Source organism: Aeromonas sp. R9-2, assembly GCF_040908025.1.
Lineage (GTDB): Bacteria > Pseudomonadota > Gammaproteobacteria > Enterobacterales > Aeromonadaceae > Aeromonas > Aeromonas veronii.
Genome location: NZ_JBFOCX010000024.1, coordinates 115,435 through 133,680, shown reverse-complemented (window position 1 = coordinate 133,680; position 18,246 = coordinate 115,435). Strand labels below are relative to the sequence as shown.

The window sequence follows — 18,246 nt, the reverse complement described above, 5'->3', positions numbered from 1 at the left end:
TTGAGTCATCATTTGCCACTGCCAGCGACATCATGGGTGTCGCGAGTGAGGTAGTAGGCAAGCAAAATAGGGATAGTGGTGAAGGCCACTATGATGAGGGCCACCACGTTGGTGACCGGCCTGTCACGGGGGCGGATCAGCTCCTGATACATCCAGATGGGCAGGGTGGTCTGCTGGCCCGCCGTAAAGGTGGTGACGATCACTTCGTCAAAACTCAGGGCAAAGGCCAGCATGCCCCCCGCCAGCAGCGCCGTGGCCAGATTGGGCAGGATCACGTAGCGCAGAGTCTGGAAGCCGTCGGCCCCGAGATCCATCGACGCCTCGATGAGGCTCTGGTTGGTGCGGCGAAAACGGGCCAGCGCATTGTTGTAGACCACCACCACGCAAAAGGTGGCGTGGCCGATAACGATGGTCCAGAAGCTGAACGGGATCTCCATCAAGCCGTAGGCCGAGCGCAGCGCGATACCGGTGACGATACCGGGCAGCGCGATGGGCAGCACCAGCAGCAGTGACACCACCTCCTGACCGAAAAAGCGGCTGCGAGCAATGGCCCCTGCTGCCAAGGTGCCGAGGATCATGGCCGCCAGTGTCGCCAGCCCCGCGACCTCCAGTGACAGCTGGATGGCACGCCACACATCGGGGCGATTGAGGGTCACCTCGAACCACTTGAGGGTGAGTCCGGGGGGCGGAAACTGGTAACTCTTGCTCTCGCTGGTGAAGGCGTAGAGGAAGATAAACAGAATGGGAAAGTGCAGGAACAAGAGTCCACCGATGGCGGCGTACTTGAGCAGGCCCGAAGGGCGCTCTCCCTGACGGCTCACTGAGCTAGCTGACATGACGGCCTCCTTGCTGCCGGTTCAAAGCGATAGGGTCAAAGCGCATCAAAGGCTCCTAACCGTTTCGCAATCGCCAGATAGATGGCGATGATAAGGATCGGCACCAGCGAGAAGGCGGCGGCAAAGGGCAGATTGCCCGCCGTTCCCTGCTGCATGTAGACCACCTGACCGATATACATGGTCGAGTTGCCGATGATGCCGGGGATGATGTAATCACCGAGGGTCAGCGAAAAGGTGAAGATGGAGCCCGCCACCACACCGGGCAACGCCAGCGGCAGGATCAGGTTGCGAAAGGTCTGGGCGGGTGTCGCCCCCAGATCGCTGCTCGCCTCCAGCAGGGATCGCGGAATACGCTCCACCGCCGCCTGAATGGGCAGGATCATGAAGGGCAGCCAGACATAGACGAACACGATAAAGGTGCCGAGCCGCGAGAAGGAGAGCGACGGGCCACCTATCACCGGCAGGGAGAGGATGGCATCGAGCAGCCACTCCAGCCCCATGCTGTCGGCCAGCCAGCTTACTACCCCCTCCTTGGCCAAAATAAGCTTCCAGGCGTAGACCCGCACCAGATAGCTGGACCAGAGCGGCAGCATGATCCCCACATAGAACAGCGCCCGGGTCTTGCCACTGGTGTAGCGCGCCATGTAGTAGGCAACCGGAAAACCGAGCAGGGCGCAGGCCAGGGTCACCAGCAGCGACATGCCGACGGTGCGGCCGATCACATCCAGATTCTCCGGCCGTAGCAGGGCGACGAAGTTTTGCAGCCCCAGCTCGTGGCGCACCTGACCGCTGAACTCGTCCAGCCCGAACAAGGAGTTGGAGAGCAACATCAGCAAGGAGCCGACGTAGATGATGCCGAGCCACAGCAGCGGCGGCCCCAGCAGGATCGCCAGCAGCAGGCCGGGCCGCCCATAGAGCAGGGTCGAGAGGCGCCGCAGCGGCCTGAAACGGGCAGGTTCGGGCTGATGGTTCATGGCAAGACTCGCACTGTGAGGGGCACTCATGGCTGCGCCCCCTGATGGGCACCGCTCAGGCGGTGGATGGCCTGCTCCGGCCAGCTGAGGCTGACCCTGCAGCCACGGGCCAGACGGGCCTGCCCCTCATTGGGGTGGTTGACGATGATCTCGAGCTGCTCCCCGAGATCAACCCGATAACGGACGAAGGGACCCAGATACTCCACCTCGCGGATCTCCCCCGACCAGCCCGGCGCGCCCGCCTCAGCGAGCCGGATCCGCTCCGGGCGCACCATCATCTGGCTGCCGTCGCCGCACAGCCGTCTGGCCTGCTCCCCTTCGAACAGATTGACGGTACCGACGAAGCGGGCCACAAACGGCGTCGCCGGAGCGTCGTAGATAGTATCGGGCGCAGCGATCTGCTCGATCTTGCCCTGACTGAAGATGCAGAGCCGGTCGCTCATGGAGAGCGCCTCCTGCTGATCGTGGGTGACGAAGATAAAGGTGATGCCCAACTGGCGTTGCAACGCCTTGAGCTCAAGCTGCATCTGCTCGCGCAACTTGAGATCGAGGGCCCCCAGCGGCTCATCCAGCAGCAGGATGCGTGGCTGGTTGATAAGCGCCCGGGCGATGGCGATGCGCTGGCGCTGGCCGCCGGAGAGCTGGCTTGGGCGGCGCTTGCCGACCCCGGGCAGTCGCACCAGCTCCAGCATCTCGTCCACCTTGCGGTAACGCTCCGCCTTGGCGACCCCCTTGAGCATCAGGCCATAGCCGATGTTGTCGCGCACATCCATGTTGGGAAACAGGGCATAGTCCTGAAACACGGTGTTGAGGTTGCGATCATAGGGCGGCACGGTGGAGCAGGGTTCGCCAAACAGGCGGATCTCCCCGTCGCTCGGGTACTCGAAGCCCGCGATCATCCGCAGGCAAGTGGTCTTGCCGGAACCGCTCGGCCCCAGCAGGGTAAAGAATTCCCCGGAGGGGATCTGGAAAGAGATGTCATCGACCGCCTTCACCTCGCCATAGTGGCGGCTGACCCGGTCAAATTGTACGGCGTTCATGGGGCGTCCTTGTCTGTGCTGGGATGGGCCGGACTCCTGTCCGGCCCGCTTGATTATCCGCTCTCGGCAGTCGTGCAGAGGAGGCGCAGCTCCCCTGCCGTTGGCAAGGTGGCAGCTGTTCCGACCACCTTGCTCACCCCACCTCAGCGACCGCCCAGAATGGCGATATAGTCGGAAACCCAGCGGTAATAGGGCACGCAAGTTCCCTGGCTCTTGCACTGGGAGACCGGAGTGCGCCAGAAGCGAACCCGATCGAAGTTGTCGATACCGTTGGTTTTGCACCCGGTCGGGCCCAGCAGGGCATTGCCCTCGCAGGCGGCAGGCACCACAGGCACCGAGCCAAACCAGGCGGCGAGATCCCCCTGCAGCTTGTTGCTCAGGGAGTGCTCCAGCCACTTGTAAGCGCAGGTGAGGTTCTTGGCATCGCTGTGCACCATGCTGGTATCGGCCCAACCAGTCACTCCCTCTTTGGGCACAGTGGTGGCGATGGGTTGCTTGTCGGCGATCAGGGTATTGGCCTGGAACGGCCAGGAGCCTGACGCAACCACTCCTTCATTCTTGAAGTCATCGATCTGGACGAAGGCATCATGCCAGTAGCGTCCCACCAGCTGGCGCTGCTTGCGCAGCAGATCGAGGGAGGCCTTGTACTGATCCTCGTTCAGCTCGTAAGGATCCTTGATGCCCAGGGCAGGCTGATGGGTCATCAGATAGAGGGCGGCATCGGCGATGTGGATCGGGCCGTCAAAGGCTTGCACCCGCCCCTTGTTGGATTTGCCATCCGCCAGAGTCTGCTCCTCGAACACCACGTTCCAGGAGTCCGGTGCCTTGGGGAACACCTTGGTGTTGTACATCAGGATATTGCCGCCCCACTGGTAGGGGACGCCGTAGTGCTTGCCATCCACAGTGTGCCAGGGGGCATTTTGCAGCCGGGGATCAATCTTGCTGTAGCTCGGGATGAGCGCCAGATTGAGCGGCTGCACCTTGCCACCGGCAATCAGACGCAGACTGGCATCGCCGGAGGCGGTCACCAGATCGAAGCCCCCCTCGTTCATCAACGCCACCATCTCGTCCGAGGTGGCCGCCGTCTTGACGCTCACCTTGCAGCCGGTCTCTTTCTCGAATCCGGTCACCCAGTCGTAGTTCTTGTCGGTCTCGCCACGCTCAACGTAGCCAGCCCAGGCCACGATATTGAGCTGGCCTTCACCCTTGCCGAGCTCGGTCGGGGCAGCCTGGGTCTGGCCAGCCAGCAGCGCCGGCACAAGAGCCAGCATCAGAGGGGTCAATTTCATCATGCACTCCTTGCATTGTGTTGACTTGCATCAGGTGAAGGAACGCCACCGCGGGCGTTAACATCCTGTTAACCAGCAATGAGCTTAGGGGAGTGGCAATACGATGAATATTTCAATTTTTGATGGCTCAGGTATCAGCTAAATCGATATCGAGTGCAGATGAATCTGATTTTTGGTGGCTACCCCGCAAGAGATGGCTAGCGAGGGAGCGCCTGACGAGCTCTCAACCGGCTCTGATCCCGCGCAATATCGATAAATTCCCGCGCCGTCCAATCCAGCCGAGAACCACGGCGCCACACCAGCCCGATATCGATGGCGGGAATGGGCTCCTTGATGGGGCGCGCCTCGACCCGCTCCTGCTCCAGCGACCAGGGGCGATAGGCAAAGTCGGGCAACAGGGCGACCCCGAGCTGGCTGGCCACCAGACTGCGCACCGCCTCCACCGATGCGGTGCGCAGCACGATACGGGGGGAGATGCCGTAGCGGCGCAGGCCGCCACCGATGATCTGATCCAGCTGATCGGCGGTCAGCGAGATCATCGGCTCCTCCCCCAGCGCGGTGAGCGAGAGGGTCGACTCGGCGCAGAGCGGGTGGTTGGCGGCCAGCCAGAGCCGCAGCGGCGAACGGGTCAGCAATTCGGTATCAAACGCCTCTTGCCGGATGGTGCGGTTGGTCATCAGGATCCCCACATCTACCTCACCGTTGACGATCTGGTGCTCCAGAAAAGGCTGTTCATCCTCCTTCACCTCGATCTGTACCGCCGGAAAGGCGCGGCGAAAACGGCCGAGCGCCTCTGAGAGGTAGTAACCCGCCACCAAGGTGGTCACACCTATAGTGAGCCGTCCCTGATCCTGCTGGGCTACTGCTTTGAGGGAGTGGCTCGCCTCGGTCATGGCGCCGAGAATGCGGCGGGCGTGGAGCAAAAACTGGTGCCCCTGAGTGGTGAGGGTGACGCCGCGCGGATTGCGCTCGAATAGCGGGGCGCCGAGCTCGGTCTCCAGCTCGCGAATGGCGCTGGTCACCGCCGACTGGGAGATATGCAGCTCGGCGGCGGCGCGGCTCACTGAAAAGCTGTCGGCCACGGCCACAAAATAACGGATCTGGCGAAAGGTAAAGTTCATCGGGCATCCTTGCCGATTGGTACTATTGGTGTGATTGGTAAGATTGACTGCCAGCTTAACCGTAAACGGGCGTCTCGCCAAAACCGGGCACTGCTGCCAACTCAATGATCTGCCGATTAAAACCATGCCCCTGCGGCTTGGCGAGCACAACAGGAGCATGGGTCATCGCAGCAAGGTGCAGACAGGGCTATCAGGATTTGTTGAGATACCCCGCCAACTGGCCGATCAGCCGCTTGCGCAGCTCTCCCAGTTTGGGTTTCTCGTCCGCACACCAGGGCAGCGGGCGGCACGCTTCGATGGTGCGCAGGCCAAGGCGAGCGGTGAGCAGCCCGGCCCCCACCCCTTGTGCGGCGCGTGCAGAGAGCTTGGCGGCAAACTCGGCACCCAGCAAGTCCATCCCCACCTCGGTCACCAGCTCGGTGGCACCGGCGTAGAGCATGTTGCGAAACACCTGACGGATGAGGCGTATGCGGCTCCAGTAGCCAAGTTCGATGGCATAGACATCGGCGATATCCTCGATCATCCGCAGGTTGCGCCACAGCATCAGCATCATGTCGACGGTGGCGAGCGGGCTGAGCGCCACCAGCACGGCGGCCTCCCCCGACCATTTGGCCACCCGCGCCTGCGCCAGCTTGTCACGCTCGCCGAGTACCAGCTGGCTATAGAGGGTCAGCACTTCCCGATCGCTGTGGCTCTCATCGAGCTGGGCCAGCCAGGTTTGATACCCCTCGCGCCCCTTGTCGCCACTTTTGACCGCCAACCCTTCGCAAAAGGCCTGCCCCTGCCCGACTCCCTGATGGGCCAGCAGATCTTCTGCTCGCGAGCGCACATCCTGACGCCGCTTGAGGGTGCGCAGCCGCAGCCACTCGCGCCCCACCACGCTGGCGGTGCCCGCCGCCACCAGCGCCGAGGCCGCCAGCCAGGCGCTGCCCCAGAGCGGGGTGGTGAGGAATTGATCGTAAAGGAAGGCGCCATATTGGCCCAACGAGAGCAGACCGACTGCCCCCAGCCCCCACGCCAGCACCCGATGGCGGCGGCGCGGTTTGATGACCAGGGCGGGCTCCACCTCGGTGAACTCGTCCAGCTCGTCGAGGCGCTCGAAACTCGCCTCCTCCAGCCGCTGGGCCGGTGCGGGCGGTCGCTCGTCACTGGCCACCGTCAAGGCTGGCTCAAGGATCACCTTGCCCTGCAGCGGTGGCCGCTCTTTTATCTGATCGTTCATCGCATTGTTCTCCTGTGCGCAGCCTTCGGCTCAGGTGCCAAGACCGCACACCGTTATTCGAGGTGATCCCCGAGCAGAAACTCCAGCGCCGCATCGAGCCGGATATGGGGCAGCGCCTGATGGGGGCTCATGGGCATGGGGCGAAACGCCTGAAAATCAAAACCCTGACTGTTCCACCACTGTGCGGGGGGAATATGAGGCGGCACCTCTCCGGGGAACAGCAGCAGCGGCTCACCGCTCAGACTGGTGCCGCGGATGGCCGGAAACTCGCGGCCATTGGCCACCCCCTTGCCCACCTCGGTCGCCTTGATGGCGGCGAGCGCCAGACACTCGGTGGTGATCCCCTCAAAACGGGCCTGGCCGCGGCCGCTGCGCACCAGATGCTGCAGAAGTGAGACCATGGGGGCATGCTGTTCGGGGGTGACGTGATCGGCCTTGCTCGCCACAAACAGCAGCTTGTCGATACGGGGCGAGAAGAGTCGCCGCCACCAGTTGCTCTTGCCGTAGGCAAAGCTCTCCATGATGCGGGCAATGGCCTGCTGCATGTCGCCAAAGCTGGCTGCCCCGGCGTTGAGGGGCTGCAGGCAATCCACCAGCACGATCTGGCGATCAAAGCCGGCAAAGTGCTGCTCATAAAAACCCTGCACCAGATGCTGTTTGTACTGCTCGAAGCGCTGCTTGAGAGTGGCGTAAAGAGTGCCATCGGCGGGCTCGCCGACAGGCATCTCCCACACCCAGGGGACAAATTGCAGCATGGGGGCACCGGCATACTCCCCCGGCAACACGAAGCGACCGGGTTGAATAAGGTGCAATCCCAGCTCCTGTTTGCAGGCATGCAGATAGGCGGTGTAGCGCTCGGCAAGCTCAGCTACCGGCCGCTCTTCGAAGCGCTGATCGACCTGCCACCCGGGTGTCAGCCAGCTGGCGGCAAGTGCCTGTAGCTCTGGGCGACGCAGCTGCTCGCGCACCTGTTCGCTCCACTGCTCGTAGCTCATCTCAAGGAGCGGCAAGTCGAGCAGCCACTCCCCGGGGTAGTCCACCAGATCCACGTAGAGGGTGGAGATCTCCCCCAGATGCTTGCGCAGGGGATGACGGGTGCGATAACGGATTTCGAGGCGCACTTCGGCCACGCCGCGGGTGGGCTCGGGCCAGGTCGGTGGCTCGCCAAACAGGGAGTCGAGGCCACGCTCGTAGGCAAAGGTGGGGATGTGGGCATTGAGCTGCGGCACCCGGCGGGCGCCGAGGATGCGCCCCTGACGCAGGGCATCCCACAACGGCAAACGGCCATCGATGGCCGCGTGTTCCAGCTGGTTGACCAGCGCCGTGATAAAGGCGGTTTTGCCGCTGCGAGAAAGGCCGGTCACCGCCAGCCGAATATGGCGATCCCGCACCCGGTTCACCACGTCGTTCGCCTTGTGTTGCAGGCGAGTCAACTTCTGTTCCAGTTTATTGAGTATCAAGGCTTGATCCGTTCTCCCTTGGTGGTTGCATCCGGCGTGCTCAGCCGTGCGAGAGGTCGACCGCTTATCCACGTCTGGATAGTTGTCGTCGATGGTGGATCATCGCAGAAGATTCCACCATCGACATTGAGTGCTTGAGCAAGAACTACAGCTTGCGAAACTCCCGCTGCAGGGTGAACTCCCTGGAGGTCACCAGCTTCTCGATCCGCTGAACTCTGGGCTCCAGCGCGTCAAGTTCCTGCGCGATGCGGCCCAGCGCCTGATGAGGGGTGATCCCCGCCTGCCAGCTACGCGCCTTCATCCGCACCTCGGCAAAGTCGGCATCCTCTTGCGAATAGAGGGTGACCGGCTTTTTGTCGAGCAGGAACCAGGCGGCGATATAGGCGGTGAAGGTGATGAAACCGGCGAAGATAAGGCCACTGATGGCGAGCAGCCGCACGATCCAGGTCTCCACCCCGAAATACTCAGCCAAACCGGCACAGATCCCGGCTATCTTGCCACGCTGGGGATCGCGATAGAGGTTACGCCCTTCACGACTGACACTGCTCATACCTTGTTCCTCCAACCGGGTACTTCCGCATCCAGGATCGATTCCAGCGCACCGACTCGCTCCTGCATCTTCTCGGTGCGAGCCAGCAGCCCTTGCAGCTGTTCCCGCTCGCTATCAGCAAGACCGGCGCCAATCCGCCCCTTGGCACGATAGTGCAGCACCAGCCAGATGGGGGCCACCACCACCATGAAGACCACCATGGGAACCATCAATACGCCCAGCAGATCTTCCATCTGTTACTCCCCCTGTTTGCCTTCGCTTTTGCTGTCGCCCTGACCCAGCTTCTGGCGCATGGCTTCCAACTCGCGGCTTATCTGATCGTCCACTTCCAGCTCGGCAAACTGCTGCGCCAGCGCCTTGTCGGACTGTCCCAGATCGGCGCGCGCTTCCATTTCGTCGATGCGACGCTCCATCCGCTCAAACTTGCTCACCACCGCCTGGCTCTCGCCACGGGCTACCTGGCTCTGCACATTGAGACGGCTGCTGGCCGCTTCGGTGCGAATGGCCATCGCCTTTTGACGGGCGCGGGCATCTTCCAGCTTGGCTTCGAGCTGGCGGATCTCCTCACCCAGCTTCTCGATGCCGCTGTCGACCGCCTGCTGCTCGCGGTAGAGGGTCTCTGACAACTCGGTCTGCTTTTTCTTCTCGATCAGGGCGGCGCGTGCCAGATCTTCACGCCCTTTGGTCAGGGCCAGCTCGGCCTTGGCTTGCCACTCGTCGACCCGCTCCTGATGACGGGCGACCTGACGACCAATCTCTTTCTGGCTGGCGAGGAAGCGGGCCAGATTGGAACGCTCCTTGACCAGCTCGTCCTCCATCTCCTGGATGATCAGGCGCACCATCTTCTGGGGATCTTCTGCCTTGTCGAGCAGGGCCGTCAGGTTGGAATTGATGATGTCGGCCAGACGGGAAAAAATACTCATGATTGCACTCCTGTTATTGGCATGGCGTTGTTTCTCCATTGACAATGGCAACTTGTGTGCCAATCTGGAAAAAAATTTAACTTGTTGATTTATATGGGGCAGAATAGCCGGATTGCAAGATGCCTCGCGCAAGTGATGATTAAAATCACCAACTTTTGGTAAGATTGACCAGCTTTTACAACTGACAGGGATCACTATGACCACGGCCACGGAAAGCCTGCTGGGGGAATCCAACGCATTTCTCGAGATCATTGAGCAGGCCTCACGGCTCGCCCCGCTGCGCAAACCCGTGCTGATCATCGGTGAGCGGGGGACGGGCAAGGAGCTGATCGCCCACCGCCTACATTATCTCTCGGCGCGCTGGGATCAAAGCTTTGTCACCATCAACTGCGCCACCCTGAGCGAGAGCCTGCTGGAGACCGAGCTGTTCGGTCACGAAGCGGGATCGTTTACCGGCGCGGCCAAGCGCCATCAGGGCCGCTTCGAGCGGGCCGATGGCGGCACCCTCTTCCTCGACGAGCTGGCCACCACCAGCGCCAGGGTGCAGGAGAAGTTGCTGCGGGTCATCGAGTATGGCGAGTTCGAGCGGGTGGGTGGGGCCAAGCCCCTCAAGGTTGATGTGCGACTGGTCTGCGCCACCAACGAGGATCTCCCTGCGCTGGCCAACAAGGGGCAGTTTCGCCACGATCTGCTCGACCGGCTCGCGTTTGATGTGATCACCCTCCCCCCCTTGCGGGAGCGGCGGGAAGATATCCTGATGCTGGCGGAGCACTTCGCCCACAGCATGACCCGGGAGCTTGGGTATCCGCTGTTTGCCGGTTTCTCGCGCAAGGCAACCCAGCTACTGCTGGATTACCACTGGCCGGGCAACGTGCGGGAGCTGAAGAACGTGGTGGAGCGCAGCATCTATCGTCAGGGCAATCCCCAGCTGCCGCTCTCGACCCTGGTGCTCAACCCGTTTGATTCCCCCTGGCGACCACAGGTCACGCAACCTGCGCAAGAGGCCCGAAGCGAGGTACAATCTGCATCCCCCCTCGCCCTGCCGCTCGATCTCAAGCAGGCGGTGGCGGAGTACGAGATTAATTTACTCAAGCAAGCGATGCAGCAATCCCAGTATAATCAGCGCAAAGCCGCTCAACTGCTGGCCTTAAGCTATCACCAGTTCCGTGGCATGCTACGCAAATATCAGCTGCTGGATGGCGATAACGATGCAGAACAAGAGTGAAGGAGCGCGGTTGATGCCGACTCCAGCAACACGCCAGCCTTCGCGCTGGCACATTTGTATCAAAACGTGCGTACAAAACCCCTATAAGAACATGGTTCAACAATGAGAATGCTCACACCCTTGCTGCTGGGTCTGCTGGTGCTGGTCACCGGCTGCCAGAAGCAACCCGAGGCCTCCAAAACCGGACTCATCTATTGTGCTGAGGGATCCCCCCTCTCCTTCAATCCCCATGTTTCCAACTCCGGGGTGACACTGGATGCCAGTGCCCGTCCGCTCTACGACCGCCTGCTGGAGGTGAACCCCAACACCCTGGCGCTGGAGCCGGCGCTCGCCACCAACTGGCATGTCAGCGAGGATGGCCTCACCTATACCCTGACCCTGCGCAAGGGGGTGACGTTTCACCATACCCCCTGGTTCAAGCCCACCCGCACTTTCAATGCCGATGATGTGGTCTTTACCTATGCCCGCCAGCTTGACGAGCAGCACCCCTATCACAATGTCTCCGGCGGCGATTACCCCTACTTCTACAGCCTGGGGCAAGATCTGCTGATCAAACGGGTGAGCAAGAAAGGGCCGCAGACGGTAGTATTCGAGCTGAACCAGCCGAACGCCTCCTTCCTCGCCACCCTGGCCAGCGACTATGCGGTGATCCTCTCCGCCGAATACGCCGAGCAGATGTTGCAGGCAGGCACCCCGGCCCTGCTGGATAGCCGCCCTATCGGCACCGGACCGTTCAGCTTCAAGGAGTATCGCCACAACGAGTTCATTCGCTATCTGCGCCATCCCGGCTACTGGGGCGGGGATGCCAAGATTGAACAGCTGGTCTACGACATTACCCCCAAATCCGCCAAACGGCTGGCCAAGCTGCTGACCGGTGAGTGCGACGTTATGAGCACCCCTTCCGCCAGTCAGCTCTCGGTGATCAAGCAAAATCCGGCGCTCAGTCTCTCGGTCCAGTCGGGGATGAACGTCGCCTTTTTGGCCCTCAATACCCGCAAGCCGCCGTTCAACAACGTCAAGGTGCGTCAGGCCATTGCCAGCGCCATCAATATCGACAACCTGTTGCAGGCGGTCTATTTCGATACCGGCCTGCCCGCCAACAGCCTGTTGCCGACCCTCTCATGGGGTTACAACCCCAGCCTGCCCGAGCGCAAACCCGACCTGAAACGGGCGCGCCAGCTGCTCAAGGAGGCGGGACTGGAGAAAGGGTTCGAGATGCAGGTGCTGGTGCAACCGGACGCCCGCCCCTACAACCCGGATGCGGTCAAGACCGCCCAGCTGATCCGCAGCGATCTGGCCAAGGTCGGGATCAAGCTCAAGATCGTGCAACGGGAGTGGCCGGTGATCGAAGGGCGCCTCACCAAGGGGCAGTACGACAGTCTGCTCTCCGGCTGGATTGCCGATAACGCCGATCCGGACAACTTCTTCCGCCAGCTGCTGAGCTGCTCGGCAGTGGAGCGGGGCAACAACTACAGCCGCTGGTGTAGCCCGGCCTTCGATCAGTTGCTGGATGATGCTGTCACCACGCCCCAGCTCTCGTTCCGGCTGCGTAACTACTACTATGCCCAGACCCTGCTTAACGAACAGCTGCCGCTAATCCCGCTGGCGCACGCCTTGCGTACCCAGGTAAGCCGCAGCGACATCGAGGGGCTGACGCTGATGCCCTTTGGCGGCACCTCCTTCAACCAGGCTCACAGGGAGTAAGCATGCTTCTATACACCTTGCGCCGCATCAACCTGCTGCTCATCACCCTGCTGGCGCTGACCTTTGTCGCCTATCTGCTGGACTATCGGCTGATCGGCCATCAGCTCAGCTTCTGGAGCGGCTACCCCGATTTCCTGCGCCGCATTTTCGCAGGTGACCTGGGGCTCTCCAGCGTCTCCGGGCTACCGGTGCTGGACGAGATCCGCCACTACTTCCCGGCGACCCTGATCCTCTGTCTGGCGGCGTTCGCCATCTCGCTGCTGGTGGGCATTCCCCTCGGCACCCTAGCGGCCCTGTCCCAAGGAAAGACGCTGGATCTCTCCATCATGACAGCCGGTCTTATCGGCTATGCGGTGCCGGTATTCTGGCTGGCGCTGCTGGTGGTAATGCTCTTTTCGCTGGATCTCGGCTGGCTGCCGGCGTCGGGCCAGATCAGCCTGCTCTACGACGTGCCCCCCATCACGGGCATCGCGGTGCTCGATGTGCTGCTCAGCAACGAACCCTTGCGGCAAGCGGCGCTGCACGATGCCCTGCGCCACCTGATCCTTCCGTCACTCGTGCTGGCGGTAGTGCCCACTACCGAGGTGATCCGCCATGTGCGCAGTTCCCTCATCGACGTGATGAAGCAGAACTACATCAAGGCGGCGGCGAGCCGAGGACTCTCCAAGGCGCAGATCGTCTGGCGCCATGGTCTGAAGAACGCCCTGCCGCCGGTACTGCCGCTGCTGGGTCTGCAACTGGGTAGCGTGCTCACCTCCGCCATGATCACCGAGGTGGTGTTCGAGTGGCACGGGATCGGCCGCTGGCTCATCAGCAGCATCGCCCTGCAGGATTACGCCGCCATTCGCGGCGCGACCCTGGTGGTCGCCAGTTTCGTGATCCTGACCAGCGTCAGCACCGAGTTGCTGACCACCCTTATCTATCCGGTACGGCGCAAAGAGTTGTATGCCAAACAAGATTGAACGCGCTCATGGCGTGACCAGGAGCCAGGTATCCTATGCAAGATAAATCGAACATCTATCCCGAGCTCAAGATCCTCTCGCCCCTTGAGCAGACGTGGGCCTCCTACAGCCGCAATCCGCTGGCGATGGCAGGGCTATGGTGCTTTTTGCTGTTGCTGCTCATCACGCTGGTGGGGCCGCTGGTCGTCCCCTACGGCATCGATGAACAGCACACCGACAAGCTGCTGCTGGCCCCCTCGTGGGCGGCGACCGGCAACATCGACTACTTCCTCGGCACCGACGATCTGGGGCGCGACATGCTCTCCCGGCTGGTGGTAGGGGCGCGCCTCACTTTCGGTTATGCGCTGGTCGTTGTGGTGATCGCCATGGTGGTGGGTTCCGCCATCGGTATCCTCGGCGGCATGAGCAAGGGGCTTAAATCGAGCGTGCTGCACCACTTACTCGATACCCTGCTCTCCATCCCCTCCCTGCTGATGGCCATCATCATGGTCGCCATCATGGGGCCGGGTTTTGGCAATACCCTGATTGCCATTACGCTCGCCTTGATCCCGCCCTTTATCCGGGCCACCTACAACGCAGTGCATGCCGAGATGCAGAAGGAGTACATCACCGCCAGCCGCCTCGATGGCTCGCCCCCCTTCCGGATCATGCGTCTGGCTATTTTGCCCAACATTGTCGAGACCCTGGTGGCCCAGACCACACGCACCTTGTCGGCGGCCATTCTCGATATCTCGGCGGTCGGGTTTCTCGGTCTCGGCGCCCAGTCTCCCCAACCTGAGTGGGGCACCATGCTGGCCGATTCGAGCGACCTCATCTATCTCGCCCCCTGGACCGTCACCCTGCCCGGCATCGCCATCCTGTTCAGCGTGCTGGTCACCAATTTAGTGGGTGAAGGCATTCGTGAAGCACTCAAAGAGGGGAACGACTGATGCCGCTGCTCGACATACGCAATCTCACCATCGAGATCGACACCCCGCAAGGCAAGGTCAAGGCGGTGGACAAGGTGAGCCTGACCCTGACCGAGGGGGAGATCCGCGGTCTGGTGGGTGAATCCGGCTCCGGCAAGAGTCTGATCGCCAAAGTGATCGTCGGCATCGAGAAGGACAACTGGACGGTACGTGCCGACCGGATGCGCTTCAACGACATGGATCTGCTGACCATGGCCCCCAAGGAACGCCGTCGCATCATGGGTCGCGAGATCGCCATGATCTTCCAGGACCCCATCAGCTGTCTCGACCCCTCCGAGGAGATCGGCACCCAGCTGGAAGAGGCGATCCCGACCGATTCGTTCGAGGGACAATTCTGGCAGCGCTTCCAGTGGCGCAAGAAAAAGGCCATCGCCCTGCTGCACCGGGTCGGCGTCAAGGATCACCGCAAGGTGATGCGCGCCTATCCCCACGAGCTGTCGGATGGCATGTGCCAGAAGGTGATGATCGCCATGGCCATTGCCAACCAGCCGCGTCTGCTGGTAGCCGACGAGCCCACCAGCGCCATGGAGTCCACCACCCACTCCCAGATCCTGCGACTGCTGGACAAGATGAACAAGCTGGGCAATACCACCATCCTGATCATCAGTAACGATATCGCCGCCATCGCCAACCTGACCGATACCATCAACGTGATGTACTGCGGCCAGATGGTGGAGGTAGGCACCCGGGAGCAGATCCTCGAGACCCCGCATCACCCCTATACCGATGCCCTGCTCAAATCGATCCCCGACTTTGACAAGCTGGTGCGCCACAAGTCGCGCCTAGAGACCCTGCCCGGCGTCATCCCGCCACTGCAACACCTGCCCATCGGCTGCCGTCTGGGGCCGCGCTGCCCCTATGCCCAGAAGCAGTGCGTGCAAACTCCGTTGATGAACAAGATCAAGGGCCATCAGTTCAGCTGTCACTTCCCGCTGAACATGGAGGAACCGAAAAAATGATGACCGTTAATGCCCCCATTAAGGAGCCCCGCTTGTGATCGAGCCATCCCTGTTGCAGGTCAGAGGCCTTAGCAAAACCTACCAGAACCGCACCGGTCTATTCCGTCGTCAGGCGGTGGAGGCGATCAAGCCCCTCTCGTTCGATCTCGAAGTGGGTCAGACCCTCGCCATCGTCGGCGAGGCAGGCTCCGGCAAGAGTACCCTCGCCCGCATTCTGGCTGGCATGATCGAACCCACCAGCGGCGACATCGCCATCGACGGCCAGCTGATGGTGCATGGCGATTACCAGACACGCTGCAAACTGCTGCGGATGATTTTTCAGGATCCCAACACCTCGCTGAACCGCAAGATCCGGGTCGGCCAGATCCTGGAAACCCCGCTGCGTCTCAACACCGAGATGACCGAGGAGGAGCGCCGTGAGAAGGTGGTGCAAACCCTGCGTATGGTGGGGATGCTGCCGGATCACGCCCTGTTCTATCCGCAGATGCTCTCCTCCGGTCAGCAGCAGCGGGTGGCGCTGGCGCGGGCACTGATCCTCAACCCCAAGATCGTGGTGGCCGATGAGGCGCTTTCCACCCTGGATATCTCGGTGCGCTCCCAGATCATCAACCTGCTGCTGGAGATGCAGGAGACCATGGGGCTGAGCTATGTGTTGGTAGCCAACGATCTGGGTATCGTCAGCCATATCAGCGACGAGGTGCTGGTAATGCACGAAGGTCGGGTGGTGGAGCGCGGCAAGACTCTCAAGGTGTTTGCCGATCCCCAGCATGAGGTTACCCGGCGTCTCATCCAGAACTACAACAACGAATACCGCAAATAGAGAGGCGCTGGCCACCTCCCTCACCGCTGTGTTTCGCCGAGCTCACACGGCGGGATCAAAAAAGCCCACTGCATGCAGTGGGCTTTCTGTTACCGGCGTTGCTGCTTAGGCTTGCAGCAGTAGACGGTTGATGCGGGAGACGAAGCTCGCCGGATCGTTCAGCCCGCCCTGCTCGGCCAGCTGGGCCTGTTCGTGCAGCAGGGTGACCCACTCACCGAACAGTGCCTCGTCTTCAATGGTGTCGAGTTTCTTCACCAGCGCATGGTCGGGGTTGAGCTCCAGAATGTACTTCTGCTCCGGTACCGGCTGGCCGGCCGCACGCATCAGCTTGATCATCTGGGTGCTCATACCGTAGGCGTCGGTGACGATGCAGGAGGGGGAGTCGGTCAGACGGTGAGTGACACGCACCTCTTTCACCGCATCGCCCAGGCTCTTCTTGACCCGCTCCACCAGACCGGCGTTGGCCTTCTCGGCATCGATCTGCGCCTGCTTGGAGGCTTCGTCTTCCAGATCGCCGAGATCCAGTTCGCCACGGGTGACGGAAATAAGCTGCTTGCCGTCGAACTCGGTCAGGTGGCTCATCAGCCACTCGTCCACGCGCTCCCACATCAGCAGCACTTCGACCCCCTTCTTGCGGAAGATCTCAAGGTGCGGGCTGTTTTTGGCAGCGGCATAGGAGTCAGCAGTGATGTAGTAAATCTTCTGCTGACCTTCCTTCATGCGGCCAACGTAATCCTCAAGAGAGACGGTCTGGGCTTCGCCCTCGCCCGCGGTGCTGGCAAAGCGCAGGAGCTTGGCGATCTCTTCGCGGTTGGCGTAATCCTCGGCCGGGCCCTCTTTGAGCACGTTACCGAACTCTTTCCAGAATTTGGCGTACTTCTCGGCATCGTCTTTCGCCAGCTTGGAGAGCATGGTCAGCACGCGCTTGGAGCAAGCCTTGCGCAGGGAGGCGGTCACCTTGTTGTCCTGCAGGATTTCACGGCTGACGTTGAGCGGCAGATCGTTGGAGTCCAGCACCCCTTTGACGAAACGCAGGTAGGTCGGCATAAACTGCTCGGCGTCATCCATGATGAAGACGCGCTGCACGTAGAGCTTCAGACCGTGCTTCTGCTCGCGGTTGTAGAGGTCGAACGGAGCGCGGGCCGGTACGTAGAGCAGGCTGGTGTACTCTTGCGCCCCTTCCACCCGGTTGTGACCCCACAGCAGCGGATCTTCAAAGTCGTGGGCGACGTGCTTGTAGAACTCCTGATACTCCTCGTCCTTGATATCTTTCGGGTTGCGGGTCCACAGTGCCGTGGCGCGGTTGACCTGCTCCCACTCGCCCGGGGTGCCGACGATGGTCTCACCATACTCTTCGCGATCCGGGGTGCCCTCTTTGAACATCTCGACCGGCACACTGATGTGATCGGAATATTTGCCCACCACGGAGCGCAGACGCCAGTCGTCGAGGAACTCATCCTCTTCGGCACGCAGGTGCAGGATGACATCGGTACCGCGACCGGCTTTGGTCACATCCGCGACGGTGAAGGAGCCTTCCCCTTCCGATTCCCACTGTACGCCCTGCTCCGGAGCAGTACCGGCGGCGCGGGAGACCACGGTCACCTTGTCGGCTACGATAAAGGCGGAGTAGAAACCGACCCCGAACTGGCCGATCAGCTGGGAATCCTTACCCTGATCGCCGGAGAGGTTTTTGAAGAATTCTGCGGTGCCGGACTTGGCGATGGTACCCAGGTGCTCAATCACCTGATCACGGGTCATACCGATCCCGTTATCGGAGATGGTCAGGGTACGCTTCTCTTTGTCCACCACCAGACGCACACGCAACTGGCCGTCGTTTTCGAACAAAGAGGCATCGGAAAGCGCCTTGAAGCGCAGCTTGTCCGCCGCATCGGATGCGTTGGAGATCAGCTCGCGCAGGAATACTTCTTTGTTGGAGTAGAGGCTGTGAGCCATCAGGCTCAGCAGTTGTTTGACTTCAGTCTGAAAGCCGTGGGTTTCGGCATGAACACTTTGGGTCATGGACCAATCCTCAGAAACATCGGGTTGAACATATGCCCAACCTAGATGGGGACGGCCAATCAAATATCAAGGGGCGAGTGTGCAATCCCGCTCACTCGCCCCTTTAAATCCGCTCAAACGGCTATTTCTTACCCAGCGCGACCGCTATTAATGCGGGGAAACTGGCTTTCGCCT

Annotated in this window: 17 protein-coding genes; 6 read left to right on the top strand and 11 right to left on the bottom strand. The window is 61.3% G+C overall.

Features of this window, described 5'->3' with window-relative positions; translation table 11 throughout:
* Positions 1 to 8: 8 nt before the first annotated feature.
* From AB5Y71_RS09760 to pspA, 10 genes are all read right to left on the bottom strand, one after another.
* Entirely contained in the window at positions 9 to 836 is an 828-nt protein-coding gene (locus AB5Y71_RS09760; protein WP_005352644.1) for an ABC transporter permease, read from the bottom strand.
* A gap of 35 nt (positions 837 to 871) precedes the next feature.
* Positions 872 to 1,840, bottom strand: a complete 969-nt coding sequence (locus tag AB5Y71_RS09755) for an ABC transporter permease (RefSeq protein WP_005346227.1) — start codon at positions 1,838 to 1,840, stop codon at positions 872 to 874.
* Positions 1,837 to 2,850, bottom strand: a complete 1,014-nt coding sequence (locus tag AB5Y71_RS09750; RefSeq protein ID WP_368171471.1) for an ABC transporter ATP-binding protein — start codon at positions 2,848 to 2,850, stop codon at positions 1,837 to 1,839. The genes AB5Y71_RS09755 and AB5Y71_RS09750 overlap by 4 nt, the downstream gene beginning before the upstream one ends.
* Before the next feature lie 143 nt (positions 2,851 to 2,993).
* A complete protein-coding gene (locus tag AB5Y71_RS09745) occupies positions 2,994 to 4,139 on the bottom strand; it encodes an ABC transporter substrate-binding protein (RefSeq protein WP_368171470.1) in 1,146 nt (381 codons plus the stop codon).
* 197 nt (positions 4,140 to 4,336) lie between these two features.
* Positions 4,337 to 5,260, bottom strand: coding sequence for a LysR family transcriptional regulator (locus AB5Y71_RS09740; RefSeq protein ID WP_005346246.1), 924 nt, complete (start codon positions 5,258 to 5,260; stop codon positions 4,337 to 4,339).
* A 190-nt stretch (positions 5,261 to 5,450) separates the two neighbouring features.
* On the bottom strand, positions 5,451 to 6,482 hold the full coding sequence (locus AB5Y71_RS09735; RefSeq protein WP_368171469.1) for a YcjF family protein: 1,032 nt from the start codon (positions 6,480 to 6,482) through the stop codon (positions 5,451 to 5,453).
* A gap of 53 nt (positions 6,483 to 6,535) precedes the next feature.
* Positions 6,536 to 7,942 carry a YcjX family protein gene (locus AB5Y71_RS09730; protein WP_368171468.1) on the bottom strand — a complete coding sequence of 469 codons (1,407 nt, stop codon included), beginning with the start codon at positions 7,940 to 7,942 and terminating at the stop codon, positions 6,536 to 6,538.
* Between the two features lie 145 nt (positions 7,943 to 8,087).
* Complete coding sequence (gene pspC, locus AB5Y71_RS09725) at positions 8,088 to 8,492, bottom strand: envelope stress response membrane protein PspC (protein WP_005333670.1); 405 nt, start codon at positions 8,490 to 8,492, stop codon at positions 8,088 to 8,090.
* A complete protein-coding gene (pspB, locus tag AB5Y71_RS09720; protein ID WP_005333672.1) occupies positions 8,489 to 8,725 on the bottom strand; it encodes an envelope stress response membrane protein PspB in 237 nt (78 codons plus the stop codon). The genes pspC and pspB overlap by 4 nt, the downstream gene beginning before the upstream one ends.
* A 3-nt stretch (positions 8,726 to 8,728) precedes the next feature.
* Positions 8,729 to 9,415, bottom strand: coding sequence for a phage shock protein PspA (gene pspA, locus AB5Y71_RS09715; protein ID WP_005361184.1), 687 nt, complete (start codon positions 9,413 to 9,415; stop codon positions 8,729 to 8,731).
* A 196-nt stretch (positions 9,416 to 9,611) separates the two neighbouring features.
* On the opposite strand from pspA, the gene pspF reads away from it, so the two are divergent.
* The 6 genes from pspF to AB5Y71_RS09685 all read left to right on the top strand — a co-directional run bounded on the left by pspF (position 9,612) and on the right by AB5Y71_RS09685 (position 16,053).
* Positions 9,612 to 10,640: a phage shock protein operon transcriptional activator gene (pspF, locus tag AB5Y71_RS09710; RefSeq protein ID WP_115521818.1), complete on the top strand. Its 1,029-nt coding sequence runs from the start codon at positions 9,612 to 9,614 to the stop codon at positions 10,638 to 10,640.
* Positions 10,641 to 10,748: 108 nt separating this feature from the next.
* On the top strand, positions 10,749 to 12,344 hold the full coding sequence (sapA, locus tag AB5Y71_RS09705) for an ABC transporter substrate-binding protein SapA (protein ID WP_041202111.1): 1,596 nt from the start codon (positions 10,749 to 10,751) through the stop codon (positions 12,342 to 12,344).
* A gap of 2 nt (positions 12,345 to 12,346) precedes the next feature.
* Entirely contained in the window at positions 12,347 to 13,306 is a 960-nt protein-coding gene (locus AB5Y71_RS09700) for an ABC transporter permease (RefSeq protein ID WP_368171467.1), read from the top strand.
* A gap of 35 nt (positions 13,307 to 13,341) precedes the next feature.
* Positions 13,342 to 14,235 (top strand): ABC transporter permease subunit, encoded by an 894-nt coding sequence (locus AB5Y71_RS09695; protein ID WP_005333677.1) that lies wholly within the window; start codon positions 13,342 to 13,344, stop codon positions 14,233 to 14,235.
* Entirely contained in the window at positions 14,235 to 15,233 is a 999-nt protein-coding gene (locus AB5Y71_RS09690) for an oligopeptide/dipeptide ABC transporter ATP-binding protein (protein ID WP_005333679.1), read from the top strand. The genes AB5Y71_RS09695 and AB5Y71_RS09690 overlap by 1 nt, the downstream gene beginning before the upstream one ends.
* Before the next feature lie 34 nt (positions 15,234 to 15,267).
* The gene (locus AB5Y71_RS09685) at positions 15,268 to 16,053 is read left to right on the top strand and encodes an ABC transporter ATP-binding protein (protein WP_005333681.1); all 786 of its coding nucleotides are present in this window, start codon (positions 15,268 to 15,270) and stop codon (positions 16,051 to 16,053) included.
* Positions 16,054 to 16,158: 105 nt separating this feature from the next.
* Here the strand turns inward: AB5Y71_RS09685 and htpG are convergent, their stop codons facing one another.
* Positions 16,159 to 18,072 carry a molecular chaperone HtpG gene (gene htpG, locus AB5Y71_RS09680; RefSeq protein ID WP_368171466.1) on the bottom strand — a complete coding sequence of 638 codons (1,914 nt, stop codon included), beginning with the start codon at positions 18,070 to 18,072 and terminating at the stop codon, positions 16,159 to 16,161.
* Between the last annotated feature and the right edge of the window lie 174 nt (positions 18,073 to 18,246).

Excerpts from the sequence above, each read along its gene's own strand:
- AB5Y71_RS09700 (WP_368171467.1), top strand. The coding sequence starts at position 12,347 with ATGCTTCTATACACCTTGCGCCGCATCAACCTGCTGCTCATCACCCTG.
- pspB (WP_005333672.1), bottom strand. The coding sequence starts at position 8,725 with ATGGAAGATCTGCTGGGCGTATTGATGGTTCCCATGGTGGTCTTCATG.
- AB5Y71_RS09755 (WP_005346227.1), bottom strand. The coding sequence starts at position 1,840 with ATGAGTGCCCCTCACAGTGCGAGTCTTGCCATGAACCATCAGCCCGAA.
- AB5Y71_RS09695 (WP_005333677.1), top strand. The coding sequence starts at position 13,342 with ATGCAAGATAAATCGAACATCTATCCCGAGCTCAAGATCCTCTCGCCC.
- AB5Y71_RS09760 (WP_005352644.1), bottom strand. The coding sequence starts at position 836 with ATGTCAGCTAGCTCAGTGAGCCGTCAGGGAGAGCGCCCTTCGGGCCTG.
- sapA (WP_041202111.1), top strand. The coding sequence starts at position 10,749 with ATGCTCACACCCTTGCTGCTGGGTCTGCTGGTGCTGGTCACCGGCTGC.
- AB5Y71_RS09750 (WP_368171471.1), bottom strand. The coding sequence starts at position 2,850 with ATGAACGCCGTACAATTTGACCGGGTCAGCCGCCACTATGGCGAGGTG.
- pspC (WP_005333670.1), bottom strand. The coding sequence starts at position 8,492 with ATGAGCAGTGTCAGTCGTGAAGGGCGTAACCTCTATCGCGATCCCCAG.
- AB5Y71_RS09745 (WP_368171470.1), bottom strand. The coding sequence starts at position 4,139 with ATGAAATTGACCCCTCTGATGCTGGCTCTTGTGCCGGCGCTGCTGGCT.
- AB5Y71_RS09690 (WP_005333679.1), top strand. The coding sequence starts at position 14,235 with ATGCCGCTGCTCGACATACGCAATCTCACCATCGAGATCGACACCCCG.
- pspF (WP_115521818.1), top strand. The coding sequence starts at position 9,612 with ATGACCACGGCCACGGAAAGCCTGCTGGGGGAATCCAACGCATTTCTC.
- AB5Y71_RS09735 (WP_368171469.1), bottom strand. The coding sequence starts at position 6,482 with ATGAACGATCAGATAAAAGAGCGGCCACCGCTGCAGGGCAAGGTGATC.
- pspA (WP_005361184.1), bottom strand. The coding sequence starts at position 9,415 with ATGAGTATTTTTTCCCGTCTGGCCGACATCATCAATTCCAACCTGACG.
- AB5Y71_RS09740 (WP_005346246.1), bottom strand. The coding sequence starts at position 5,260 with ATGAACTTTACCTTTCGCCAGATCCGTTATTTTGTGGCCGTGGCCGAC.
- htpG (WP_368171466.1), bottom strand. The coding sequence starts at position 18,072 with ATGACCCAAAGTGTTCATGCCGAAACCCACGGCTTTCAGACTGAAGTC.